20 protein-coding genes are annotated in these 20,549 nt (G+C 69.0%); 11 read left to right on the forward strand and 9 right to left on the reverse strand.

Annotation, left to right across the window (positions count from 1 at the left end; all coding sequences use genetic code 11):
* Positions 1–310: 310 nt before the first annotated feature.
* Positions 311–955 (forward strand): response regulator, encoded by a 645-nt coding sequence (locus tag CFB43_RS29390; RefSeq protein ID WP_089497638.1) that lies wholly within the window; start codon positions 311–313, stop codon positions 953–955.
* Positions 952–2,748: a sensor histidine kinase gene (locus tag CFB43_RS29395; RefSeq protein ID WP_089497639.1), complete on the forward strand. Its 1,797-nt coding sequence runs from the start codon at positions 952–954 to the stop codon at positions 2,746–2,748. The genes CFB43_RS29390 and CFB43_RS29395 overlap by 4 nt, the downstream gene beginning before the upstream one ends.
* Before the next feature lie 89 nt (positions 2,749–2,837).
* Here the strand turns inward: CFB43_RS29395 and CFB43_RS29400 are convergent, their stop codons facing one another.
* Positions 2,838–3,029, reverse strand: a complete 192-nt coding sequence (locus CFB43_RS29400; RefSeq protein ID WP_256990130.1) for a hypothetical protein — start codon at positions 3,027–3,029, stop codon at positions 2,838–2,840.
* Positions 3,030–3,119: 90 nt separating this feature from the next.
* Between CFB43_RS29400 and CFB43_RS29405 the strand changes: the two genes are divergently transcribed.
* A complete protein-coding gene (locus CFB43_RS29405) occupies positions 3,120–3,314 on the forward strand; it encodes a hypothetical protein (protein ID WP_089497641.1) in 195 nt (64 codons plus the stop codon).
* Positions 3,315–3,326: 12 nt separating this feature from the next.
* On the opposite strand, the gene CFB43_RS29410 is transcribed toward CFB43_RS29405, so the two are convergent.
* Together CFB43_RS29410 and CFB43_RS29415 are read right to left on the reverse strand one after the other, a co-directional pair.
* Positions 3,327–4,637, reverse strand: coding sequence for an MFS transporter (locus CFB43_RS29410; RefSeq protein WP_089497642.1), 1,311 nt, complete (start codon positions 4,635–4,637; stop codon positions 3,327–3,329).
* A 111-nt stretch (positions 4,638–4,748) separates the two neighbouring features.
* Positions 4,749–5,765, reverse strand: coding sequence for an ABC transporter substrate-binding protein (locus CFB43_RS29415; RefSeq protein ID WP_089497643.1), 1,017 nt, complete (start codon positions 5,763–5,765; stop codon positions 4,749–4,751).
* A gap of 271 nt (positions 5,766–6,036) precedes the next feature.
* On the opposite strand from CFB43_RS29415, the gene CFB43_RS29420 reads away from it, so the two are divergent.
* Both CFB43_RS29420 and CFB43_RS29425 read left to right on the forward strand, forming a co-directional pair.
* Entirely contained in the window at positions 6,037–6,702 is a 666-nt protein-coding gene (locus CFB43_RS29420; protein ID WP_089497644.1) for a response regulator transcription factor, read from the forward strand.
* The gene (locus CFB43_RS29425; RefSeq protein WP_089497645.1) at positions 6,689–8,110 is read left to right on the forward strand and encodes a sensor histidine kinase; all 1,422 of its coding nucleotides are present in this window, start codon (positions 6,689–6,691) and stop codon (positions 8,108–8,110) included. The genes CFB43_RS29420 and CFB43_RS29425 overlap by 14 nt, the downstream gene beginning before the upstream one ends.
* 42 nt (positions 8,111–8,152) lie before the next feature.
* Here the strand turns inward: CFB43_RS29425 and CFB43_RS29430 are convergent, their stop codons facing one another.
* The 5 genes from CFB43_RS29430 to CFB43_RS29450 all read right to left on the reverse strand — a co-directional run bounded on the left by CFB43_RS29430 (position 8,153) and on the right by CFB43_RS29450 (position 13,370).
* A complete protein-coding gene (locus CFB43_RS29430) occupies positions 8,153–8,599 on the reverse strand; it encodes a hypothetical protein (protein WP_089497646.1) in 447 nt (148 codons plus the stop codon).
* Between the two features lie 95 nt (positions 8,600–8,694).
* A complete protein-coding gene (locus CFB43_RS29435; protein WP_039354526.1) occupies positions 8,695–9,459 on the reverse strand; it encodes an ABC transporter ATP-binding protein in 765 nt (254 codons plus the stop codon).
* Positions 9,456–10,313, reverse strand: a complete 858-nt coding sequence (locus tag CFB43_RS29440) for an ABC transporter ATP-binding protein (RefSeq protein ID WP_089497647.1) — start codon at positions 10,311–10,313, stop codon at positions 9,456–9,458. The genes CFB43_RS29435 and CFB43_RS29440 overlap by 4 nt, the downstream gene beginning before the upstream one ends.
* Positions 10,314–10,324: 11 nt before the next feature.
* Positions 10,325–12,136 (reverse strand): ABC transporter permease, encoded by a 1,812-nt coding sequence (locus CFB43_RS29445; protein WP_089497648.1) that lies wholly within the window; start codon positions 12,134–12,136, stop codon positions 10,325–10,327.
* 40 nt (positions 12,137–12,176) lie between these two features.
* Positions 12,177–13,370, reverse strand: a complete 1,194-nt coding sequence (locus CFB43_RS29450) for an ABC transporter substrate-binding protein (protein ID WP_089497649.1) — start codon at positions 13,368–13,370, stop codon at positions 12,177–12,179.
* A 355-nt stretch (positions 13,371–13,725) separates the two neighbouring features.
* Here CFB43_RS29450 and CFB43_RS29455 point away from each other — a divergent pair, with 355 nt between their 5' ends.
* From CFB43_RS29455 to CFB43_RS29470, 4 genes are read left to right on the forward strand one after another with little or no spacing between them, the layout of a single operon-like run.
* Complete coding sequence (locus CFB43_RS29455) at positions 13,726–14,742, forward strand: LysR family transcriptional regulator (protein WP_089497650.1); 1,017 nt, start codon at positions 13,726–13,728, stop codon at positions 14,740–14,742.
* Entirely contained in the window at positions 14,739–16,169 is a 1,431-nt protein-coding gene (locus CFB43_RS29460; protein WP_089497651.1) for an NAD(P)-binding domain-containing protein, read from the forward strand. Before CFB43_RS29455 ends, CFB43_RS29460 begins: the two co-directional genes overlap by 4 nt.
* A 45-nt stretch (positions 16,170–16,214) precedes the next feature.
* Positions 16,215–16,745, forward strand: coding sequence for a CMD domain-containing protein (locus CFB43_RS29465; protein WP_089497652.1), 531 nt, complete (start codon positions 16,215–16,217; stop codon positions 16,743–16,745).
* Positions 16,742–17,335, forward strand: coding sequence for a peroxidase-related enzyme (locus CFB43_RS29470; RefSeq protein ID WP_089497653.1), 594 nt, complete (start codon positions 16,742–16,744; stop codon positions 17,333–17,335). Before CFB43_RS29465 ends, CFB43_RS29470 begins: the two co-directional genes overlap by 4 nt.
* A 45-nt stretch (positions 17,336–17,380) precedes the next feature.
* On the opposite strand, the gene CFB43_RS29475 is transcribed toward CFB43_RS29470, so the two are convergent.
* Positions 17,381–17,812, reverse strand: coding sequence for an Lrp/AsnC family transcriptional regulator (locus CFB43_RS29475; protein WP_006479718.1), 432 nt, complete (start codon positions 17,810–17,812; stop codon positions 17,381–17,383).
* 346 nt (positions 17,813–18,158) lie between these two features.
* On the opposite strand from CFB43_RS29475, the gene CFB43_RS29480 reads away from it, so the two are divergent.
* Positions 18,159–19,238 carry an ornithine cyclodeaminase gene (locus CFB43_RS29480; RefSeq protein ID WP_089497654.1) on the forward strand — a complete coding sequence of 360 codons (1,080 nt, stop codon included), beginning with the start codon at positions 18,159–18,161 and terminating at the stop codon, positions 19,236–19,238.
* 59 nt (positions 19,239–19,297) lie between these two features.
* Positions 19,298–20,311: a citrulline utilization hydrolase CtlX gene (gene ctlX, locus CFB43_RS29485; protein ID WP_089497655.1), complete on the forward strand. Its 1,014-nt coding sequence runs from the start codon at positions 19,298–19,300 to the stop codon at positions 20,309–20,311.
* Positions 20,312–20,549 lie beyond the last annotated feature (238 nt).

The following is a 20,549-nucleotide window of genomic DNA, read 5'->3' on the forward strand; positions in this document are numbered from 1 at the left end:
CGGGGAGTTGTAGTGGCATCGGGCACCAGTTTAGTCCCGAATCGGGAGGGTTCGCGGGGTGGTTCGCGACGCGCCGCGCCGCCTCTTCACCGTCTCAATAATAATCAGGGAATACCCTGATTCCTGCCCGCTCTGACGCGTACTTTCTCCCTGGGATTGTTTCGTTTCAGTACACATTCCACGTCCGGCTATCTCGAAAATTTCCCGGATGTGTACCGTTTTCGGATTCGGCAGAATATATTGGTCAGAAGAACAGTCGCGGCGAACACCGGACAACAGTGCGCGGCGTCATCCCGAAGAGGATCGCTAGATGATCAGGGTAATTCTGGCTGACGATCACGCAGTCATGCGGGACGGACTGCGTTACATCCTGGAAACGGCCGGCGGTTTCGAAATCGTCGGCGAGGCGAGCGACGGCTCGGCCACGCTTGCGCTGGTCGAGCGCGGCGCCGCCGACGTGCTGCTGCTCGACCTGTCGATGCCCGCGCCGACCGGCATCGAGCTGATCCGGCTGGTGAAACGCCACGCGCCGTCGCTGCGCACGCTGGTGCTGACGATGCATGCGGAGGCGCAGTACGCGGCGCGCGCGTTCAAGGCCGGCGCAACCGGCTACCTGACGAAGGACAGCGCGACCGCCGAGCTCGTCGAGGCGGTCGGCAAGGTGGCCGCGGGCGGCGTCTACGTGAGCCCGTCGGCGGCCGAGAGCCTCGCGCTCACGCTGCGCACCCCGGCCGCGACGCTGCCGCACGAACGGCTGTCCGCGCGCGAGTTCGACGTGATGCGCCGCATCGTCGCGGGCCAGACGGTCACGCAGATCGCGACCGAACTCGCGCTCAGCGCAAAGACGGTCAGCACCTACAAGACCCGGATCCTCGAGAAGATGGCGCTGCCGCACGAAGCCGCGCTGGTCCGCTACGCGGTGCGCCACGAACTCGACCCGAGCGGCGACGCATGACCGCCACCTTCCGCCTCCCGCCCTCGCCCTCACCCGCGGACGACGACGACCCGGACGCGTCGCGCCTGTTCATGTCGTCGCTGCCGCCGGGCCGGCGCGAACGGCGGCTCGCGCTCGCGACCGTGCTCATCTCCGCCGTGATCTTCACCGCGCTTGCGCCGTTCGCCGGCAGGCCGCTTGCGCCGGGCTGGGCGTTCATCCCCGTGTACCAGTCGGCGATCGTCGTCAACGACATGGTGACGGCCGGCCTGCTGCTCGGCCAGTACGCGATCCTGCGCCAGCGGCCGCTGCTCGTGCTCGCGGGCGGCTACCTGTTCACGGGTTTCATGGCCGGCACCCACATGCTGACCTTTCCCGGGCTGTTCGCACCGACCGGCCTGCTCGGCGGCGGCGACCAGACCACCGCCTGGCTGTACCTGTTCTGGCACGGCGGCTTTCCGCTGGCAGTCGCCGCGTACGCGCTGCTGCGCGCGAAATCGCGTGCGCCGGGGCCGATCCCGGCCCCGCAGCGCCGCGCGGCGATTCCCGTCGGGCTGTGCATCGCGGCCGCGATCGGCGCGACGGTCGCGCTCGCGCTGCTTGCCACGGCCGGCCACGACCTGCTGCCGCGCATCATGAACGGCAACCGGATGGCCGCGACGATGACGTATGCGATCACGGTCGTCTGGGGGCTGAACCTGGTCGCACTGATGCTGATGTGGCAGCGGCGGCGGCGCCATTCCGTGCTCGACCTGTGGGTGATGACGGTGCTCGTCGCGTGGCTGTTCGACATCGCGCTGTCGTCGATGCTGAATCACGGGCGCTACGACCTCGGCTTCTACGCGGGGCGCGCGTACGGCCTCGTCGCGTCCGGTGTCGTGCTGTTCGCGATGCTGTTCGAGAACGGCCGGCTGCATGCGCAAACGGTGCGCGCGCTGGCCGGCGCGCGCTACCAGCATCTGCTCGTCGTGCAGAAGAGCGCGCAGCTGAACGACGCGAACGAACGGCTCGAACAACGCGTCGCCGCGCGCACCGCGCAATTGAGCGCGTCGAACCGCGACCTGCGGCGCGAAGTCGAGGACCGCGTGCGGGCCGAGCGGGCGCTGCAGGCGTCGCGCGAGGAACTGCGCGAGATTGCCGCGATCAGCGCGAGCGCACGCGAAGCCGAGCAGCGCCGCATCGCACGCGAGCTGCACGACGAACTCGCGCAGACGCTCGCGACGCTGAAGAACGATCTCGAATGGCTGCTCGACCGCGTGCCGCAGGACGACGCGCATCTGGCGCGCAAGATCGCGGCAATGCACGCGCTGGCGCGCGGCGCGGTGGCCGCGACGCGCCGCATCGCGTCGGACCTGCGCCCGCTGATGCTCGACGATCTCGGCTTCGCCGCGGCGATGCAGTGGCTCGTGGAGGATTTCCGGCACCGGCACGGCATCGAATGCGCGCTGCACGTCGAGCCGACCGAGCTGCAGCTCGACGAGCCTTACGCGACGGCGGTGTTCCGCATCGCGCAGGAAGCGCTCGCGAACGTCGCGCGGCACGCGGCCGCGTCGCATGCGACCGTCGAACTCGTGCATGCGAGCAACGCGATCGAGCTGACGATTCGCGACGACGGCGCGGGGTTCGATCCCGGCGTGCCGCGCAAGTCGGGATCGTTCGGGCTGGTCGGGTTACGCGAGCGCGCGTATCTCGTCGGCGGCACGCTGCGGATCGCGACGACGCTCGGCGAAGGGACGACGGTCGAGGTGGAGATTCCGCTGGCGCCTGCGCAGGTGACGGTCGCGCATGGTGGGGATGGGGCGCCGCGCGGGTAGGTTCCCGGCGAAGGCGGTGGTGCAGGCGGCGGGTGCCGAACAGCGACGATCGCTACCTGCCCGGTAAAGTACGCCCCCGATCCGCCGACTTAATCGACGGCCTTCGTCGCGCGCGCCGCTTCCAGCATGCGCTCGAGTTCCGCAAGGACGTGCGCGGCATCGATGTATTCACCGGTCCGCCGCGCCTCGTCCCGCGAGGTCAGGCCTCGCGCGACAAACTCGCGCCGCATGCGTCGGCGCGAAATGCCATCGCCCAATCTATCCATCGTCGTCGGTTTCATTGCCCCTCCATGCGCCATACCTGCGACGCATCGTAACGCACCGGCAGGTTGCGCAAAATGCCAGCCTGCCGACCACGACGCGTTCGCTGCATGGTCGTGCTCGGCCGCAGGCCGGCCCAAGGCGACATTGCCCGCATGATCCGCTTCGGCACAACGCTACAATTTGTCACCGTCCTGCCTCACTCTCGCGCCGATGCGGCGGCCGTCGCGCTCAAATACCTGCTGTCGAACACGCACGCAACGGCCGACTTCACGTTCGTCGGGAACCCGTTGATGAAGCGGTAACACCACGCCCCCTCACGCGCGCGCCACCACCATCCCCCGCTCCGAGCGCGTCCACGCGACCAGCGCGCCGATCCCGAGCAACGCGAGGCACACGATCGGCACGATCATCGGGCCGAACGCGGTGCCCGTCACCTTGCCGGCAAACGGCATCAGGTTCTGGCTGAAGAAGCCGCCGAGGTTGCCGATCGAGTTGATCGCCGCGACGCTCGCCGCCGCCCGCGCGCCGGTGAAGTAACGCGGCGGCATCGACCAGAAGCACGGATACAGCAGCGGGATGCATGCGCCACCGAGCACCAGCGCGATGAAGCGCAGCGGCGTCGACGGCAGCACGAGGCTCAGCAGAAAGCCGAGCGCACCGAGCGCGGCAACGATCGCGATCGTGCGCAGGATGCTCTTCGCGCGGCGCAGCTTCCCCGGCAGCCACAGCAACAGCAGCACCGCGAGCGCCCACGGCAGCATGCTCAGGAAGCCGTTCATGCTGCTCGACACGCCGAACGATTTCACGAGCGTCGGCAGCCAGTACGTGACGCCGTACAGCGACGTCGACATCAGCATGTAGGTTGCCGCGAACAGCATCACGCGCGGATCGAGCAGCGCCTTCCACGGCTGCCCATGCTCGGCCTGCGCGGGCTTCTCGCGTTCGAGCGCGGCCTCGACGATCTGCTTCTCGCGGTCGTCGAGGAAACGTGCGTCGCGCACCGACGCGGGCAGCACACGGAACACGACGATCGCGACGATCACCGCCGGGATGCCCGTCGCCACGAACACCCACTGCCAGCCCGCCAGCCCCCACACGCCATTCAGGCTCAGCAGCACGCCGCCGACCAGCGAGCCGAGCATGTTCGCGAGCGCGCTGCCGAGCGTGAAGATGCCGAGCACCTTCGCGCGATAGCTCTGCGGGAACCACAGCGTCAGGTAGTAGATCACGCCCGGATAGAAACCGGCCTCGGCGATGCCGAGCACGAAGCGCAGCGCGCAGAACGCGGGCATCGACGTCGTGAAGCCCATCAGCACGGTGATGAGCCCCCACGTCAGCATGATCCGCGCGAGCCACACGCGTGCGCCGTAGCGATGCAGCGCGAGCGTGCTTGGCACCTCGAACAGCAGATAGCCGATGAAGAACAGCGACGACGCGAGCCCGAACGCGGCCTCCGTCATCCCGAGGCTGTGCACCATCTGCAGCTTCGCGAAGCCGACGTTCTGCCGGTCGATGAACGCGATCAGGAACATCACGACGAGAATGGGCAGCAGGCGCCGCGCCATCTTCGACATGATGCGCTGCTCTTCGGCGGACGCGGGGTCCAGGGTTTCAGTGGCGTTCACTTGAGGCTCCTTGCGTGAAACGGTTGCATAGCGGTTGCGTATCGGTTGAATCGGCGCTGCGCGCGACAAGCGCACGGGCACGAGGTATTTCGATGAAAGGGCGCGGCGGCATCAACCCGATCGATAGTCGTCGAGCATCGGCGCGAACATCTCGTGCCACGCCCGCGGCTTCGCCTTGATCGTGCCGGCGAGGTACAGGAATTCGACGTAGTCCATCAGCTGGTTCGGCAGCACCGAGAAGCGCGTGTCGGGTGCGGCGAGCATCCGCATCACGTCGTCGTGCGACACGCCGACACCCGACGACGCCGCATAGAGCGCGGCCGCCGCGCGCGGGTCCTGCGCGATCAGGCGGTTTGCTTCGTCGAGCGCGCCGAGAAACGCGCTGGCCAGCGCCGGCTCCGTATCGACGAGCCGCTTCGGCGCGAACACGACGTCGAGCGTCAGCGGGCCGAGCACGTCGACCGAATTCACGACGCGGTGGATGCCCGGCTGCCGCAGCTCGAGCGTCGAGAACGGCGGCGACGTGAAGTGCGCGGTGACGCCGTTCTCGCGGCGAATCAGCGCCTGCATCGCCTGCGGATGCGGCAGGTTCACGGTGATCGAATCGAGCTGCGCGAAATGCTTCGGGCCGAGCTGGCGGCTCGCGACCATCTGCAGCACGACCGCCGACAACGACGTGCGGATGCCCGGCACCGCGATCCGGTCGGCCGGCGTGAAGTCGCGCAGCGACACGAGGCCCGGCCGGTTCGCGTTCAGCGACAGCGACGTGGTCGACAACCCGCTGATGCCGATCACCTCGACGTTCGGAATACCGCGCGCCCGTGCCCACAGCTCGATGAAACCTGGCGCGCCGGCCCCTGCGAAATCGAGCGTGCCGGCCATCATCGCGTCGTTGACGGAATTGCCGCCATCGAGCAGCACCCAGTCGACCGCGACGTCGCGCACACCGTGGCGCGCCGCGTGCCGCTCGAACAGCCGCTGCTTCTCCATCACGAGCAGCGGCAGATACAGCACGCCATAGCCTTTGGAAATCCGCACTGTGCGCGGCTTCGCGCGCACGAGCGCAGGCGCGGCGAGCGCGCCGAGGCCGGCGGCGATCAACGCGCGGCGGCGCGGCGACGTCGTCATGCGCCGGCCTTCCCTGCACGCGCGGCACGAGCGGCAAGCGCCAGGCGGCTGGGGCCCGCTTCGCCGCACCGGCGCGCGCCGGCCGGCGACGCGCTGCACCGCGCGTTCGTCGCACCCGTTTGCTGCTGCATGTTGCCGTCTCCTGTGGTTCTGGTATTAATGGCCGTCCTTGCATCGTCCGGCTCGACACAGGTTATCGACCGAGTCTGAGAAAATGCTGACATCCCGGCCCCGGGAAAACCCCTAACCCACCCACCTGCGAAACGGCACCATGCGCATTCTCGTCGTGGAGGACGATGCCGAAATCGGCGCGGCGATCCGCAGCCGCCTGGCGCGGCTCGGCCACGCCGTCGATCTCGAAACCGACGGCGCGACCGCGCACGGGCTGTTGCGCGTCGAGCGCTTCGACCTCGTCGTGCTCGACGCGAACCTGCCCGGCATGGACGGCTTCACGGTGCTGCGCCACCTGCGCGCATCGGGCAGCACGACGCCCGTGCTGCTCGTCACCGCGCGCTCGGCGATCGACGACCGCGTGAGCGGCCTCGGCCTCGGCGCCGACGATTACCTCGTGAAGCCGTTCGACTACCGCGAGCTCGATGCGCGCGTGCAGGCGCTCCTGCGCCGCAACAGCGGCCACGCGAACGACGTGCTCACGCTCGGCGGCCTCGTGATCGACCGCAGCAGCCGCCTCGCGGAACTCGACGGCCAGCCGCTGTCGCTGTCGCGCCAGGAATTCGCGCTGCTCGAGATCCTCGCGAGCCGCCCGCACCGGATCTTTTCGAAGGACGAACTGCTGAACCAGCTGTTCAGCTTCGGCAACGAGCCGACCACGAACGCGGTCGAGCAGTACGTGACCCGCGTGCGCAAGAAGCTGCAGGGCAGCTCGGTCGAGATCCGCACCGCGCGCGGGATGGGGTATCAGATTGCGGCGCACTGACTGGTTTCCGAAGACGCTGTTCGGGCGCACGCTGCTCTTCATCGCGCTCGTCGTCGCGACCGGCGCGCTCGCGCTCGCGGCGATCGCCCGCTACTACGCGGGCGTCGCGGCCGAACGCGCGTACGACCAGTTGCTTGCGGGCGCATCGATCCAGGTCGCGGAAAACCTCTACGTGCAGGGCGGCGTGCTCGCGCTGAATCCGCCGGTGGCCGCGCTGTCGACGCTGTCGCGCTACGACCTCGTCTACTACAAGGTGGTCGACTCGCGCGGCATCGTCGTGGCCGGCTACAACGATCTCGCGAGCCCCGCGACGCTCGCCGCCGCGAAACAAGGCCCCGCGTTCGCGAATGCCGTCTACCAGGGACACCGGATCCGCACCGCGACCATTGCACGCTACATGCCCGAGGAAAGCACGCCGGGCTGGGCGCTCGTGACGGTCGCGCAAACCACCAACGCGCGCCAGCAGTTGACGAACGACATGAGTTTCAAGGTGTGGACGCTGATCCTGCTGATGAGCGTGCTCGCGATCGGCGCGAGCGGCCTCGCGATCCGGCGCGGCCTGCGTCCGCTCGCGCAGATCGGCACGATCATCGCCGCGCGCGACCCGGCCGACCTGCGGCCGGTGGCCGTCGACACGCCGAGCGAGATCGACGCGATCATCGGGTCGATCAACGGGCTGATGCACCGTCTCGCCGAGCGGATCAACGCCATGCAGCGCTTCATCGCCGATGCCGCGCACCAGATGCGCACGCCGCTCGCGCGGCTCGACGCGCAGATCGAGCTGCTCGACGGCGAAGCCGATCCCGCGCGCCACGCGGCGCGGCTCGACGCGCTGCGTGCGACCTCTTCGGACGTCGGCCGGCTCACCGGCCAGTTGCTCAATCATGCGATGGTGATTCATCGCACCGAGGCCGTGCCGTTGCAACCGGTCGAACTCGTCGCGCTCGCGAAGGACGTGCTCGGCCGCGCGATTCCGCTCGCGGGCGAGCGCGATGTCGCCGTCGCGTTCGCGAGCGACGCGCCGCTCGCGTGGATCGACGGCGACGCGATCAGCCTGCAGGAAGCGCTGTCGAACGTGCTGCACAACGCGCTGCTGCATGGGCATGCGGACGACATCGTCGTGTCGGTCGCGACGCAGGGCAACGCGGACGATGCGGTGACGCTGACCGTCACCGACAACGGTCGCGGGATTCCACGCGAGCACTGGGACGCGGCGCTGCAGCCGTTCGTGCGGATCGCGCCGGACGGCAGCGAGCGGCGCACGGGGTCGGGCCTCGGGCTCGCGATCGTGCAGGAAGTGATGAAGGCGCACGGGGGGCGCGTCGGGTTTGCGTTTCCCGAGGCGGGCGGGTTTGCGGTGGTGTTGACGTTTCCGCGCGCGGCGGGGAGCGGTACGAAGCAGGCATGAGTCGACGGACTGCGCCGGTTCAGGCGCGTGCACGGCAGGCACTCAATCGTCGCTGTCGTCATCGAAGCGGTTGCGCTCCGCATGCCGCGCCACCAGCCGATCCAGCTCGTCATACTGACGATCGCAGAACAGCCGGCACAACGTATCGACATCCGCGCGCGTGTCGACGTCGATCGTATCGACGTGCTGCTCCAGCTTGCCCTTGCCGATCCCGAACAGCCCCTTCTTCATCCGCATCGAGACGGCATTCAGCTGGAAGCCGTCCGCATGCGCATCGCGCAGCGCGGTCACCCACAACTCCCGCTGATCGTCGGCATGCTGCAGCACGAGGGCCGGCAACGGGCCCTCCTGCGTGTCGTCCCATTCGGCATGCTGCGCCGCCCACGGGAATGCGTCGAACGCCTGCGTGAACGCCGCGTAATCCGTCGCGCCCTGCGGATCCAGTTGCTCGAATGCGTAGCCGACTTTCTGAACGGAATAGGTCAACATGGTGCGGCGCTCCCGGTGGCGGTGATGGCGACTGAGCGCCAATCTACCTGACAATCCGGCGTGCATCACCGTTTTTTGCCCCGCCACCGCGCCCGCTACGCCGCCACCGCCTCCCCACCGAGATACGCATCGCGCACACGCTCGTCGTCGAGCAGCGCCTTCGCGGGCCCTTCGAGCACGACGCGCCCCGTCTGCAGCACGTACCCGTAATGCGCGATCTCCAGCGCGAGGCTCGCGTTCTGTTCGACCATGAACACGGTCACGCCCTGCCGGTTGATCGCGTCGATCAGCTCGAGCACCTTGTCGACATAGAGCGGCGACAGCCCCATCGTCGGCTCGTCCATGCAGATCAGCTTCGGCCGCGCCATCAGCGCGCGCGCCATCGCGAGCATCTGCTGCTCGCCGCCCGACAGCGTGCCCGCGCGCTGCGTCAGCCGTTCGCGCACACGCGGAAACAGGTCGAGCACGCGCTCGTAGTCTTCCGCCACCGCAGCACGGTCGCCACGCGTGTACGCGCCCATCAGCAGGTTCTCGCGCACACTCATGTCGCCGAACAGCCGCCGCGCCTCGGGCACGGCCGCGATCCCGCGCCGCACGCGCTGCGGCGTGGCGAGCGCCGTCACGTCGTCGCCGTCGAAGCGCACGACGCCGCGGCGCGGCCGCATCAGCCCGAGGATCAGCTTCATCGTCGTCGACTTGCCGCTCGCGTTGCCGCCGAGCAGGCTGACGATCTGCCCGCGGCCCACTTCGAAGTTCACGTCGAAATGCACCTGCACCGGCCCGTAGAACGTGTCCAGGTGTTCGAGTTTCAGCAGTGCATCGGTCATGGTCGTGTCGGGTCCGGAAGAAAGTGCCGTCATGCGGCCGCCTGTGCCGTGCGGTCGGCCGGCGCGCCGCCCGCATGCCGGCGGCCGAGGTACGCCTCGATCACGCGCGGATCGTGCCGCACGTCGCGCGGCGCGCCTTCGGCGATCTTCACGCCGTTGTCGAGCACCATCACGCGGTCGGACACGCGCATCACGAGTTCGAGCTTGTGCTCGATCAGCAGGATCGTCAGGCCGCGCGCCTTCAGCGACTGGATCAGCTGCAGCATCTCGGCCGTCTCCGTCTCGTTCATCCCGGCCGTCGGCTCGTCGAGCAGCAGCAGGCGCGGGTGCAGCGCGAGCGCGCGGCCGATCTCCACGCGCCGCCGGTTCGCATACGACAGGCTGTGCGCCGGATGATCGATGCGCGGCGTCAGCCGCTCGCCGAACCCGGCGACGATCGCGCGCGCCTCGTCGCGCAGCGCGGCTTCCTCGCGCCGCACCGCCGCGGGCCGCACGAGCGCGCGCAGCACCTCGGCCGCCGCGCCGAGCGCGGGCCAGCCCAGCCGCGCCGCGCGCAGCCGCGCATGCGCGCCGACCAGCACGTTGTCGAGCACGCTCAGGTTGCCGAACACGCGGCCGTGCTGGAACGTGCGTGCGATGCCGAGCGTCGCGAGGCGTTCGGGCGCGGTGCCCGTGATGTCGCGGCCGTCGAACGTCACGCGGCCGGCATCGGGCCGGTCGGCGCCCGCGATCAGGTTGAACAGCGTCGACTTGCCCGCGCCGTTCGGCCCGATCACGCTCAGCAGTTCGCCGTCGGCGAGTGACAGACTCGCGCCGTCGAGCGCGGTCACGCCGTCGAAGCGGCGCGTCAGGCCCTGCACGTCGAGCAGGGGTCGCTTGGTGGTCATCGCGTTCCTCCTCACACCGTGCCGAGCAGGCCCTGCGGCCGGAACCGGACGAGCAGCAACAGCACGAGGCCGTAGATCAGCATCCGGTAGTCGGCCGCCCAGCGGAACAGCTCGGGCAGCCCGATCAGCGCGATCGCACCGGCGATGCCGCCGAGCACGTTGCCGAGCCCGCCGAGAATCACCATCGTCAATGCGAGGATCGACACCTGCGAATCGAAGGTCTGGTGGTTGATGTAGCTGTACAGGTGCGCGGCGATCCCGCCGCTCACGCCGGCCGCGACGCCGCCGACCGCGAACGCGATCGCCTTGTAGCGGTTCGGGGCGATGCCGTGCGCACGCGCGGCGACGTCGTCCTCGCGCACCGCGCGCAGCGTGCGGCCGAGGTGCGAGCGCAGCAGCCGCACCTGCACGAGCGCGAACGCGACGAGCACCGCGAACGTGAACCAGTACGCGGCACGCGCGGTCGTCGCCCACGGCAGCGGCGCGATGCCGGTGATGCCGAGCGGGCCGCGCGTGAGGCCGTCCCAGTTCAGGATCACGAGGCTCACCACTTCGCCGATGCCGAGCGTCGCGATCGACACGTAATGCCCGCGCAGCCGGAACGCCGGATAGACGAGCAGCGTGCCGAGCACGGCGGTGATCACGCCCGCGCACGGAATCGTCACGGCCGGCGACCAGCCGAGATCCGACGACAGCAGCGCCGACGCATACGCGCCGATCACGAGCAGCGCCGCGTGGCCGAGCGAGATCTGCCCGACCGTGCCCGCCACCAGCGTGAGGCTCAGCGCGAGCAGCCCGTACAGCCACGCATTGGTCAATGTCTGCAGCACGTATGGCGACGCGCCGAGCCACGGCAGCACGGCCGCCGCCACGACCAGCGCGACGAGTACCGGGCGCGGCACGCGCACGGCCTTCGCGGCCGCGAGGAAAGTGCCCGTCATCGGCTCGGGCGGCAGCGCACGGTTCGCGCTGAACAGCCCGTTCGGCCGCCACACGAGGAACACGATCAGCAGCCCGAACGCGAACAGGTCGCGATAGCTGGTGCCGAACAGCGCGACGCCGTAGCTTTCGACGAGACCGAGCAGCAGGCTGCCCGCGATCGCGCCCGGCACGTTGCCGAGCCCGCCGATCAGCAGCGCGACCACGCCCTTCAGCGTGGCCTGGAAGCCCATCGCCGGATCGATGCTGTTGTAGTACATGCCGACCAGCAGCCCGCTCACGCCGCCGAGCGCGCACGCGATCGCGAACACGGTCTGGTTCACGCGGTCGACGTCGACGCCCATCTGCAACGCCGCGTCGCGATCCTGCGCGGTCGCGCGCACGGCCCAGCCGAGCCGCGTGAAGCGCAGGAAGCCGTACAACAGCGCGGCCGCCGCGATGCCGATGCCCGCGATCAGCAGGTCGAGCGAGCCGAGCGTCGCGCCGGCGATCCGCAGATGCCAGTCGGGCAGCGGCGTCGGCACCGCGCGCGGGTCGGCGCCGAACGCGAGCTGCGCGAGCTGGTCGAGGATGAAGCTGATGCCGATCGTCGCGAGCAGCGGTGCGATGCGTGCCGCGTGGCGCAGCGGCCGCAGCCCGATCCGCTCGATCGCAATGCCGAGCGCACCGCAGCCGACGACGACCGCCGCGAGCGCCGCCGGCAGCGGCAGCCCGAAGCGCGTCAGGCACAGCCAGCCGATGAACGCGCCGACCATGTAGACCGAGCCGTGCGCGAAGTTGATCAGGTGCGACACGCCGAAGATCAGCGCGAGCCCGACCGCGAGCAGCGCGTAGATGTTGCCGACGATGAGGCCGTTGAGCGTGTAGTCGAGCCAGGAAGCCATCACGATGCGTCCGTTACATGCATGCTGTTCAGGGCCGGGTTCAACGCGCGGCGAGCTGCGGTTTCGCGCCGTCCCACAGCGCCCACTGCCCCTGCTTCACGACCAGATACACGGTGCGTGCGCCCGCAACGCGACGCGTCTGCGGATCGAAGCGCACCTTGCCGAAGATCACGCTCGGCACGTCGCTGATTTTTGCGAAGCCGTCGTGCGCGGCCTGGCGCGTCGTGCCGTAGCGGCGCAGCACTTCCGCCGACAGGATCAGCGCATCGTATGCACGCGCGACGAACGAATCGGGATCGGCATGGAATTTCGCGCGATAGCGCTGCACGAATGCCTGCACTTCGGGGCGCGGTTCGGCCGGGAAGAAGTTCGATTCGGTATAGACGCCGTCGACGGCCGTGCCGCCCAGTTCGAGGAACTTCGGCGAGTACACCGAACCGACCGCCGCGATCGGCAGCGTGAGCCCCGATGTACGCGCCTGGCGCACGATCTGCGCACCGTCCGCGTAGTACGAGATCAGCACGATCGAATCGGGCTTCGATTCGCCGATGCGCACGAGCGTCGAGCGGAAATCCTTCTCCGCCGGCTGATAGCCTTCGGCCGCGACGACCTGCGCGCCGAGCCCCGTCACAGCCTTCGCGAAGATGTCCTTGCTGGTGCGGCCCCAGTCGGTGTTCAGGTACAGCACCGCGATCCGCTTGAAGCCGAGCTCCTTCACCGCGTAGCGCGCGAGCAGCGGCTGCTCCTCGGCCTGGCTCAGCGCGGTGCTCCACAGATAGTCGCCGCCCTTCGTGAAGTCCGGATGCGAGTTGGTGAAGCCGAACTGGATCAGTTGCCCGCGCTGGTAGATCGGCGATGCGGCCATCGACGTCGCGCTGGAGAAGTCGCCCAGCTCGATCGCGATGCGCGGATCGGCGACGAACTTCTGTGCGATCGCCACGGCCTGGCGCGGGTCGCTGCGGCTGTCCTGGAAGTCGACCGCGAGCGGACGGCCGTGAATGCCGCCGCTGCCGTTGATCTCGTCGAGCGCGAGATCGAAGCCGCGCTTCCATTGTTCGCCGTACTGCGCATCCTGGCCCGTGAGCGGCCCGCTCACGCCGATCACCACCGGCTCGCCCGACACGCCCGCCGCGAGCGCGCCGCCCGTCGACAAGCCCCATGCGGCAGCGAGCGCCGCCACCGTGCCCAGCACGCGCCGCCATGCGCCGCGTGCGTCGTTCCCCGAAACGTTCATGCGTCCCCCAGCTTCAGTCAGTCGAAAAGAGTGAGGGCATGTAACCACCCGGTTCAGGACGATCCAACGAAGTTTTGCGCATATCGATATCGCGCGCGGCGCGAAGCGGGTGAGGCTTGCGAGCGGCCATCCGCACACCCTGCCGCGCGCGATGCATCGGCATGCAACGCATCACGTTGATTCGATTGGCGTTTCGTTCACGGCGCCGATCGCAACCCACGTTCAAGCACGCGTAATCGTCTATCGGGACGATCGGGCGCTTCGCAGTTTTCGCGCTGTCGATAGCAAAAATCATTATATGAATCGCGCATGCTCACACTTCTACAATGCGCAAATCGCATCATCGGAAGGTGTCATGGAGCTGCATCAACTCGAAGCCTTTTCCGCGGTCATGTCGGCCGGCAGCGTGACCGGCGCGGGCGAACTGCTCGGCCGATCGCAGCCGGCCGTCACGCGGCAGATCCAGGAGCTCGAAGCCGATCTCGGCTACGCGCTGTTCGACCGGCACGGCCCGCGCGTCACGCCGACGCGGCGCGCATTCCTGCTCTATGAGGAAGTCGAACGCTCGCTGGTCGGCCTGCGCGCGATCGAGGCGCGCGCCCGGGCACTCGGCGATGAAAGCGCCGAGCCCGTGCGCATCGCGGCGACCCCTTCGCTCGCGGCCACGCTCGTGCCGGCCGCGCTCGCCGCGCTGCCCGACGGCGCGCAGGCGCCCCACTACCAGTTGCGCAGCGAATCGGCCGAGCACGTCGTGCACGAGGTGCTGGCCGGCACGGCCGATGTCGGCGTCGTCACGCTGCCGATGGCGCACGCGGGGCTCGACGTGCACTGGATCGCTCAGACACCGTGCGTGGCCGTGCTGCCGGCCGGCGACCCGCTCGCGGCGCAGCCGCGCATCGCGCTGCGCGACCTCGCGCGCCGCCGCATCGTGACGGTCGCGAACCGCCACCGGCTGCGCCAGCGGATCGATGCGGGATTCGCGGCCGCGCGGGTCGATGCACGCGTGTTCATCGAAACCAATGCGTCGCTGAATGCGGTGATGGCCGCGCGTGCAGGCATCGGGATCGGCATCGTCGATCCGGCAACAGGCGTGGCACTGCCGGTGGAGGGCGTCGTCGCGCGCCCGCTCGACGTCGACATCCCGTTCGCGTTCGGCGTCGCGACGCCCGCCGGCAAGGCACGCACGTCAGCGGTCGATGCGCTGCTCGACGCGCTGCACCGTACGACGCGCGCGCTGCTCGACGACGTGATCTTCCACGACGCCGCCGCGCACGACGAATTGCTGCGCGGCGACCGGCTGCGCGCCGAGCGTGCGCCGCGTGGGGCAACCCGCACGACGCGTGCACGCCGGACCCGCCCGGAGGCCGCATGACAACGACCGATCCATTGCACGCACTCGAAGCCCGGCTCGCGCAAGACCTGCGCTGGCTCGACCTGCCCGCGCCGTCGTGGGTGCCGCCGCGCGAGGCCGACGGCACACGCGTGCTCGACGTCGCGATCGTCGGCGGCGGCATGGCCGGGCTCGCGGCATCCGCCGAACTGCGCCTGCTCGGCATCGACAACCAGTGCGTGATCGACCGCGCGCCGGCCGGCTACGAAGGGCCGTGGGTCACGTTCGCGCGGATGGACACGCTGCGCTCGCCGAAGCAGCTCGCGGGGCCCGCGCTCGGGCTGCCCGCGCTGACGTTCCGCGCGTGGTTCGAAGCGCAATACGGCCGCGACGCGTGGGACGCGCTCTACAAGATTCCGCGCACGCAATGGATGGACTACCTGCGCTGGTACCGGCGCGTGCTCGACCTGCAGGTGCGCAACGACACCACGCTCGTCGCGCTGCGCCCGCGCGACGACGGCCTGCTCGCGCTCGACGTGCGCCGCAACGGCGAAGCGCAGACGCTGCTCGCGCGGCACGTGGTGCTCGCCACCGGCCGCGACGGGCTCGGCGGCCCGTACGTACCGCCGGTCGCGCAACGCGCGCCGCGCACGCGCTGGGCCCATTCGTCCGAGCCGATCGATTTCGCGGCGCTCGCGGGCAAGCGGGTCGGCGTGGTCGGCGCGGGTGCGTCCGCGTTCGACAACGCGGGCACCGCGCTCGAAGCCGGCGCCGCGCGCGTCGACCTGTTCTTCCGCCGCACGGACATCCCGCGCATCAACAAGCTGACCGGCATCGGCAGCCCGGGCCTCGTGCACGGCTACGCCGATCTCGACGACGCGACGAAATGGCGCTTCATGCACTACGCGCTGACGTCGCAGACGCCGCCGCCGCGCGACAGCGTGCTGCGCGTGTCGCGTCACGAACAGGCGCACTTTCATGCGGGCAGCCCGATCGAGACGCTCGCGGAACACGCGGACGGACTCGACGTGACGACGCCGCGCGGACGCTACACGGTCGATTTCCTGATCTTCGCGACCGGTTTTCATTCGGACTGGACGACGCGCGCGGAATTCGCGTCGTTCGGCGCGCAGGTGCGGCGCTGGAAGGATCGCTATCGACCGGAGCCGGGCACGTGGATCGACGAGCTCGCCGAATCGCCCGATCTCGGCCCCGCGTTCGCGTTCCAGGAGCGCGAGCCCGGCGCATGTACGGCCATCACGCGAATTCACTGCTTCAACCATGCAGCGAGCCTGAGCCACGGCAAGCTGTCCGGCGATATCCCGGCCATCAGCGCGGGCGCCAGGCGGCTCGCGCGCGGGATCGCGAGCCGGCTGTTCGACGCGGACCGCGATCGCCACTACGACGCGCTCGTCGCGTACGCCAACGCCGAACTGCAAGGCGACGAATGGCGCGACGCCGACGCATGAGCGCGCGTTCATCGATCACATTGACGACGAAGGGAACCCGAAACGATGACTGAATCCATCACGCCGGCCGATGCGCCGGATACGATCGATGCGGTGGCCGGCCTGCGCGATGGCGACGCCGTCGCCGCACTGCGTCGCGCACGCGACAAGGTGCTGCGCCATACGCGGCTGAGCGAAGCGGCGCTGTTCGATCCCGCGTTGCCCGATCTGTCGTTGATCGAACGACTGCACGCGGCGCGGTATGTCGCAGAAAAATCGAACGCTCGCGTGCTGGCCGGCACCTATCGCGCACGACTGGTCGACGCAGGCGGCACGCTCGACGATATCGCCCGCGCGGACGCGGATGCATTCGACACCTTGCCCCGCCGCATCGGCACGATCCTCGCGCATGCACGCCTGCTGACGCACGCGCCGGTCGATGCACGTCCGTCCGATCTCGACACGCTGAAGTCGGCCGGGCTCACGACGCCCGCGATCGTCGCGCTGTCGCAGCTCGTGGCGTTCGTCGCGTATCAGTTGCGCGTCGCGGTGGCCGCGCAGGCGCTTCAGGCACGTGCCGCAACGGAGGCCGCATGACGACGACCACGCACGGCTTCACGTCCGACACGCTCGGCTGGCGTGCCTGGCTCGACACCGTTTCGCTCGATGCCGCGACGCCCGATCAGCTGGCCGTGCTCGAAGCGAGCCACCCGCAAGCGAAGACGTCCGACTATTACCTGCTGCTCGTCCATCTTCCCGAGATCCTGCGGCAACGCTCGGGCGTATTCAACGCGATCATGTATGGCCCCGGCGGACTGTCGCGCGCGGAGCGTGAACTGGCGAGCACGGCCGTGTCGCGCGTGAACGGCTGCGTGTACTGCGCGTCCGTGCATGCGCAGCGCTTTACCCAGCTCGCGAAGCGCACCGACGCGATCGAGCAGGTGTTCGACGATCCGGCCACGGCCGGCACGACGGCGCGCGAACGGGCGATCATTCGCTATGCGATCGCGCTGACGGAGCGGCCCGATACGGTCGACGCGGGCGATATCGCCGCGCTGGAAGCCGAAGGGCTGACACATGAGGAGATTCTCGACCTGTCGCACGCGGTCGCGATCTTCGCGTGGGCGAACCGGTTGATGCTGACGCTGGGCGAGCCGGTGTTTCCGGCGCCGGCGACCAGCGCCTGACCCCTGCGCAAACCTGAGCGCTGACGCAGGCGCCGCCCGCCCGCGTCACGCCTTGTGCGTCGACAGCAAAATACTCGTCTCGGTATTCGCGATTCCGTCGATCAGCCGGATCGCGCCGAGCACGCGATCGAAGTGCTCGAGCGAATCGGCATGCAGCTCGGCGACGAGATCCCAGCGCCCGTTGGTGCTGTGGATCGACGCGACGTTCGGATGCCCGCGCAGCACCTTCACCACTTCCGCGCCGCGATTGCCCTGCACGGCGATCGACATCAGCGCGCGGATCCGGTGCCGTTCGGCCGCCGGCTTGAGCCGCACCGTATAGCCGACGATCACGCCGTTCTTCTCCAGCCGCGTCAGCCGGTTCTGCACGGTCGCGCGCGCGACGCGCAATTCCTTCGCCAGCGCGACGACGGGCAGTCGCGCGTTGTCGCGCAGCAGCGCGATGAGCTGCCGGTCGACGTCGTCGAGCGTGATCATGAACGGGCCTTCCTGTTGAACGTGAACCGGCCGCCAGCGTGCCGGAGCCTTTGCATTCCGACCCGCGCAACTTGGTCAAATTGCCATATCGGGTCAGCAATTTGCCAAGTCTATCGATAAATCTGCCACTTTTGCCGTCTTTTTGTTGGCTCGACTCGCCGAAATAATGACGCTATCGACCGGCGAGATGTGCCGCACCGCCGCTTCCAGCAAGCCGGGACGCGCGCCGAAGCACCGCGCGGTCGACCAGAACGCCAGGGACACCCGTACCGGCACTGAGCACTTGCAAAGCATGGGACCCGAGTAAGCGCTAAAGCGCTAACTCGGGTCGACAGGAGACAGACGTATGACCCGCTTCCTCGACGTTCCCGCCACCGCCCGACTGATCGCCCAGACCGGCGTCACGACGTTCCTCCGCGAGCTCGTCGACACGCTGCGCGCCGATTACCTGCACTGGGCCGACTTCGACAAGTCGCCGCGCGTCGCGTGCCACTCGCGCGACGGCGTGATCGAACTGATGCCCGTCGCGAACGCGTCGCTGTTCGCGTTCAAGTACGTGAACGGCCACCCCGTCAATGCCGCGCGCGGGATGCACACGGTGATGGCGTTCGGCGCGCTCGCCGAAGTCGATACCGGCTACCCGCTGCTGCTCGCCGAACTCACGCTGACCACCGCGCTGCGCACGGCCGCCACGTCGGTGCTCGCCGCCCAGGTACTCGCCCGCCCCGATTCGCGCACGATGGCGCTGATCGGCAACGGCGCGCAGAGCGAATTCCAGGCGATCGCGTTCCACACGCTGCTCGGCATCGACGAGATCCGCGTGTTCGACGTCGATCCGCACGCGACCGACAAGCTCGTGCAGAACCTCGCCGCCTACCCGGCGCTGCGCGTGGTGCGCGCCGCGTCGACCGCCGACGCCGTGCGCGGCGCCGACATCGTGACGACCGTCACCGCCGACAAGGCCTACGCGACGATCGTCACGGCCGATATGATCGAGCCCGGCATGCACCTGAACGCCGTGGGCGGCGATTGCCCGGGCAAGACCGAACTCGAGGCCGGTGTGCTGCATGCGGGCCGCGTGTTCGTCGAATTCGAGCCGCAGTCGCGCATCGAGGGCGAGATCCAGCAGATGCCGGCCGACTTCCCCGTCACCGAGCTGTGGCGCGTGCTGCAGGGCGAGACGAGCGGCCGCGAACGCGCGGATGAAGTCACGGTGTTCGACTCGGTCGGCTTCGCGCTCGAGGATTACTCGGCGCTGCGCTACCTGTATGCGCTCGCGCAGCAGCACAACGCGGGCGTCGAGATCGCGCTGATTCCGCCGGCCGTCGACCCGAAGAACCTGTTCGCGCTGATCGACGACCCGGCCGCGATCGCGCAGGGCCACGCGGCATATGTGACCGAAGCCGTCGCCGCGTTCGCGCGCTGACGGCCATCCCCGGGCGGCCCGTGCGCCGCCCGGCCCCTTGCCTTTCGCTCCTGCCTTCCATGAATCTCGTATCGATCCAGGCGCCGGCCGCCGTCGTGATGATCCGGCCGCACCGCTTCCTGCCGAACCCGCAGACCGCGGCCGACAACGCGTTCCAGCGCACCGCCGCCGCCGACGGCGTGCACGGCGCGGCATCCGTGTCCGCCGCCGCGCGCGACGAAGTCACGGTAGCCGCGCAGACGCTCGCCGATGCGGGCGTGCGCGTGCACGTGTTCGACGACCACGGCGAGCGCGACACGCCCGACTCCGTGTTCCCGAACAACTGGTTCTCGACGCATCCGGGCGGCCACGTCGCGCTCTTTCCGATGTTCAGCGCGAACCGGCGCCGTGAGCGGCGCGCGGACGTGATCGAGATGCTGAAGGCCGAGTACCGCGTGCAGGACGTGATCGACTACTCGGGCCTCGAATACGACGACGTGTTCCTCGAAGGCACCGGCGCGATGGTACTCGACCACGTCGCGCGGATCGCGTACACCGCGCGTTCGCGCCGCGCCGATCCGGTCGCGCTCGAACGCTTCTGCACGCACTTCAATTTCGAGCCGATCTGCTTCGATACGGCCGATGCCGACGGGCGCCCGATCTATCACACGAACGTGATGATGAGCGTCGCGACCGAGTTCGCGATGGTCGGCCTCGAACTCATCGCCGACCGCCGTCGTCGTGACGAGATCGCGCAACGGCTGGCCGAAACGGGCCGCACGGTGATCGCGCTCGATGCCTCGCAGATCGCGAATTTCGCGGGCAATACGCTGGAATTGTCGGGCAAGGAAGGGCGTGTGCTCGCGCTGTCGCGGCGCGCGTACGACTGCCTCACGCCGGTACAGCGCGCGACGATCGAGCGTTCGGCACGGCTGCTGCCGCTCGACGTGCCGACGATCGAACTGGCCGGTGGATCGGTGCGCTGCATGCTGGCGGGGATTCATCTGGCGCGGCGGGCGGCCATGCAGAACGCACTGGACGTGCCTGCAATCGAATTGGCCAAACCGCAGCGTGCGCGGGAACCGCAGACCTGACATCGAGAGGCGAAAAGCGCGCAACGTTTGTTGTTCGATACGCCAGTGCGGAGCAGTCTCGGTACGGCTGCCACCGAGCGCAGCAAACGGCGCTGCCACAGGTACCGACACGCACGTCTGTTCGGCCGTCGCGGTCAGTTGGTAGAGCAGGTGGGCATATCAGGCTCCGTCCTCGGCACGCGTCATGTCGTTCAGCCGGAGCAAGCTAGTGCGCAATGCCATGCGTCGGTCGGGGCAC

The sequence above is a fragment of the Burkholderia sp. AU15512 genome (assembly GCF_002223325.1).
In the GTDB taxonomy this organism is placed as follows: Bacteria; Pseudomonadota; Gammaproteobacteria; order Burkholderiales; family Burkholderiaceae; genus Burkholderia.

Coding starts and splice junctions, on each gene's coding strand:
- ctlX (WP_089497655.1), top strand. CDS start 19,298: ATGAATCTCGTATCGATCCAGGCGCCGGCCGCCGTCGTGATGATCCGG.
- CFB43_RS29470 (WP_089497653.1), top strand. CDS start 16,742: ATGACGACGACCACGCACGGCTTCACGTCCGACACGCTCGGCTGGCGT.
- CFB43_RS29400 (WP_256990130.1), bottom strand. CDS start 3,029: ATGAAACCGACGACGATGGATAGATTGGGCGATGGCATTTCGCGCCGA.
- CFB43_RS29440 (WP_089497647.1), bottom strand. CDS start 10,313: ATGACCACCAAGCGACCCCTGCTCGACGTGCAGGGCCTGACGCGCCGC.
- CFB43_RS29420 (WP_089497644.1), top strand. CDS start 6,037: ATGCGCATTCTCGTCGTGGAGGACGATGCCGAAATCGGCGCGGCGATC.
- CFB43_RS29460 (WP_089497651.1), top strand. CDS start 14,739: ATGACAACGACCGATCCATTGCACGCACTCGAAGCCCGGCTCGCGCAA.
- CFB43_RS29415 (WP_089497643.1), bottom strand. CDS start 5,765: ATGACGACGTCGCCGCGCCGCCGCGCGTTGATCGCCGCCGGCCTCGGC.
- CFB43_RS29390 (WP_089497638.1), top strand. CDS start 311: ATGATCAGGGTAATTCTGGCTGACGATCACGCAGTCATGCGGGACGGA.
- CFB43_RS29430 (WP_089497646.1), bottom strand. CDS start 8,599: ATGTTGACCTATTCCGTTCAGAAAGTCGGCTACGCATTCGAGCAACTG.
- CFB43_RS29395 (WP_089497639.1), top strand. CDS start 952: ATGACCGCCACCTTCCGCCTCCCGCCCTCGCCCTCACCCGCGGACGAC.
- CFB43_RS29405 (WP_089497641.1), top strand. CDS start 3,120: ATGGTCGTGCTCGGCCGCAGGCCGGCCCAAGGCGACATTGCCCGCATG.
- CFB43_RS29435 (WP_039354526.1), bottom strand. CDS start 9,459: ATGACGGCACTTTCTTCCGGACCCGACACGACCATGACCGATGCACTG.
- CFB43_RS29450 (WP_089497649.1), bottom strand. CDS start 13,370: ATGAACGTTTCGGGGAACGACGCACGCGGCGCATGGCGGCGCGTGCTG.
- CFB43_RS29445 (WP_089497648.1), bottom strand. CDS start 12,136: ATGGCTTCCTGGCTCGACTACACGCTCAACGGCCTCATCGTCGGCAAC.
- CFB43_RS29455 (WP_089497650.1), top strand. CDS start 13,726: ATGGAGCTGCATCAACTCGAAGCCTTTTCCGCGGTCATGTCGGCCGGC.
- CFB43_RS29480 (WP_089497654.1), top strand. CDS start 18,159: ATGACCCGCTTCCTCGACGTTCCCGCCACCGCCCGACTGATCGCCCAG.
- CFB43_RS29475 (WP_006479718.1), bottom strand. CDS start 17,812: ATGATCACGCTCGACGACGTCGACCGGCAGCTCATCGCGCTGCTGCGC.
- CFB43_RS29465 (WP_089497652.1), top strand. CDS start 16,215: ATGACTGAATCCATCACGCCGGCCGATGCGCCGGATACGATCGATGCG.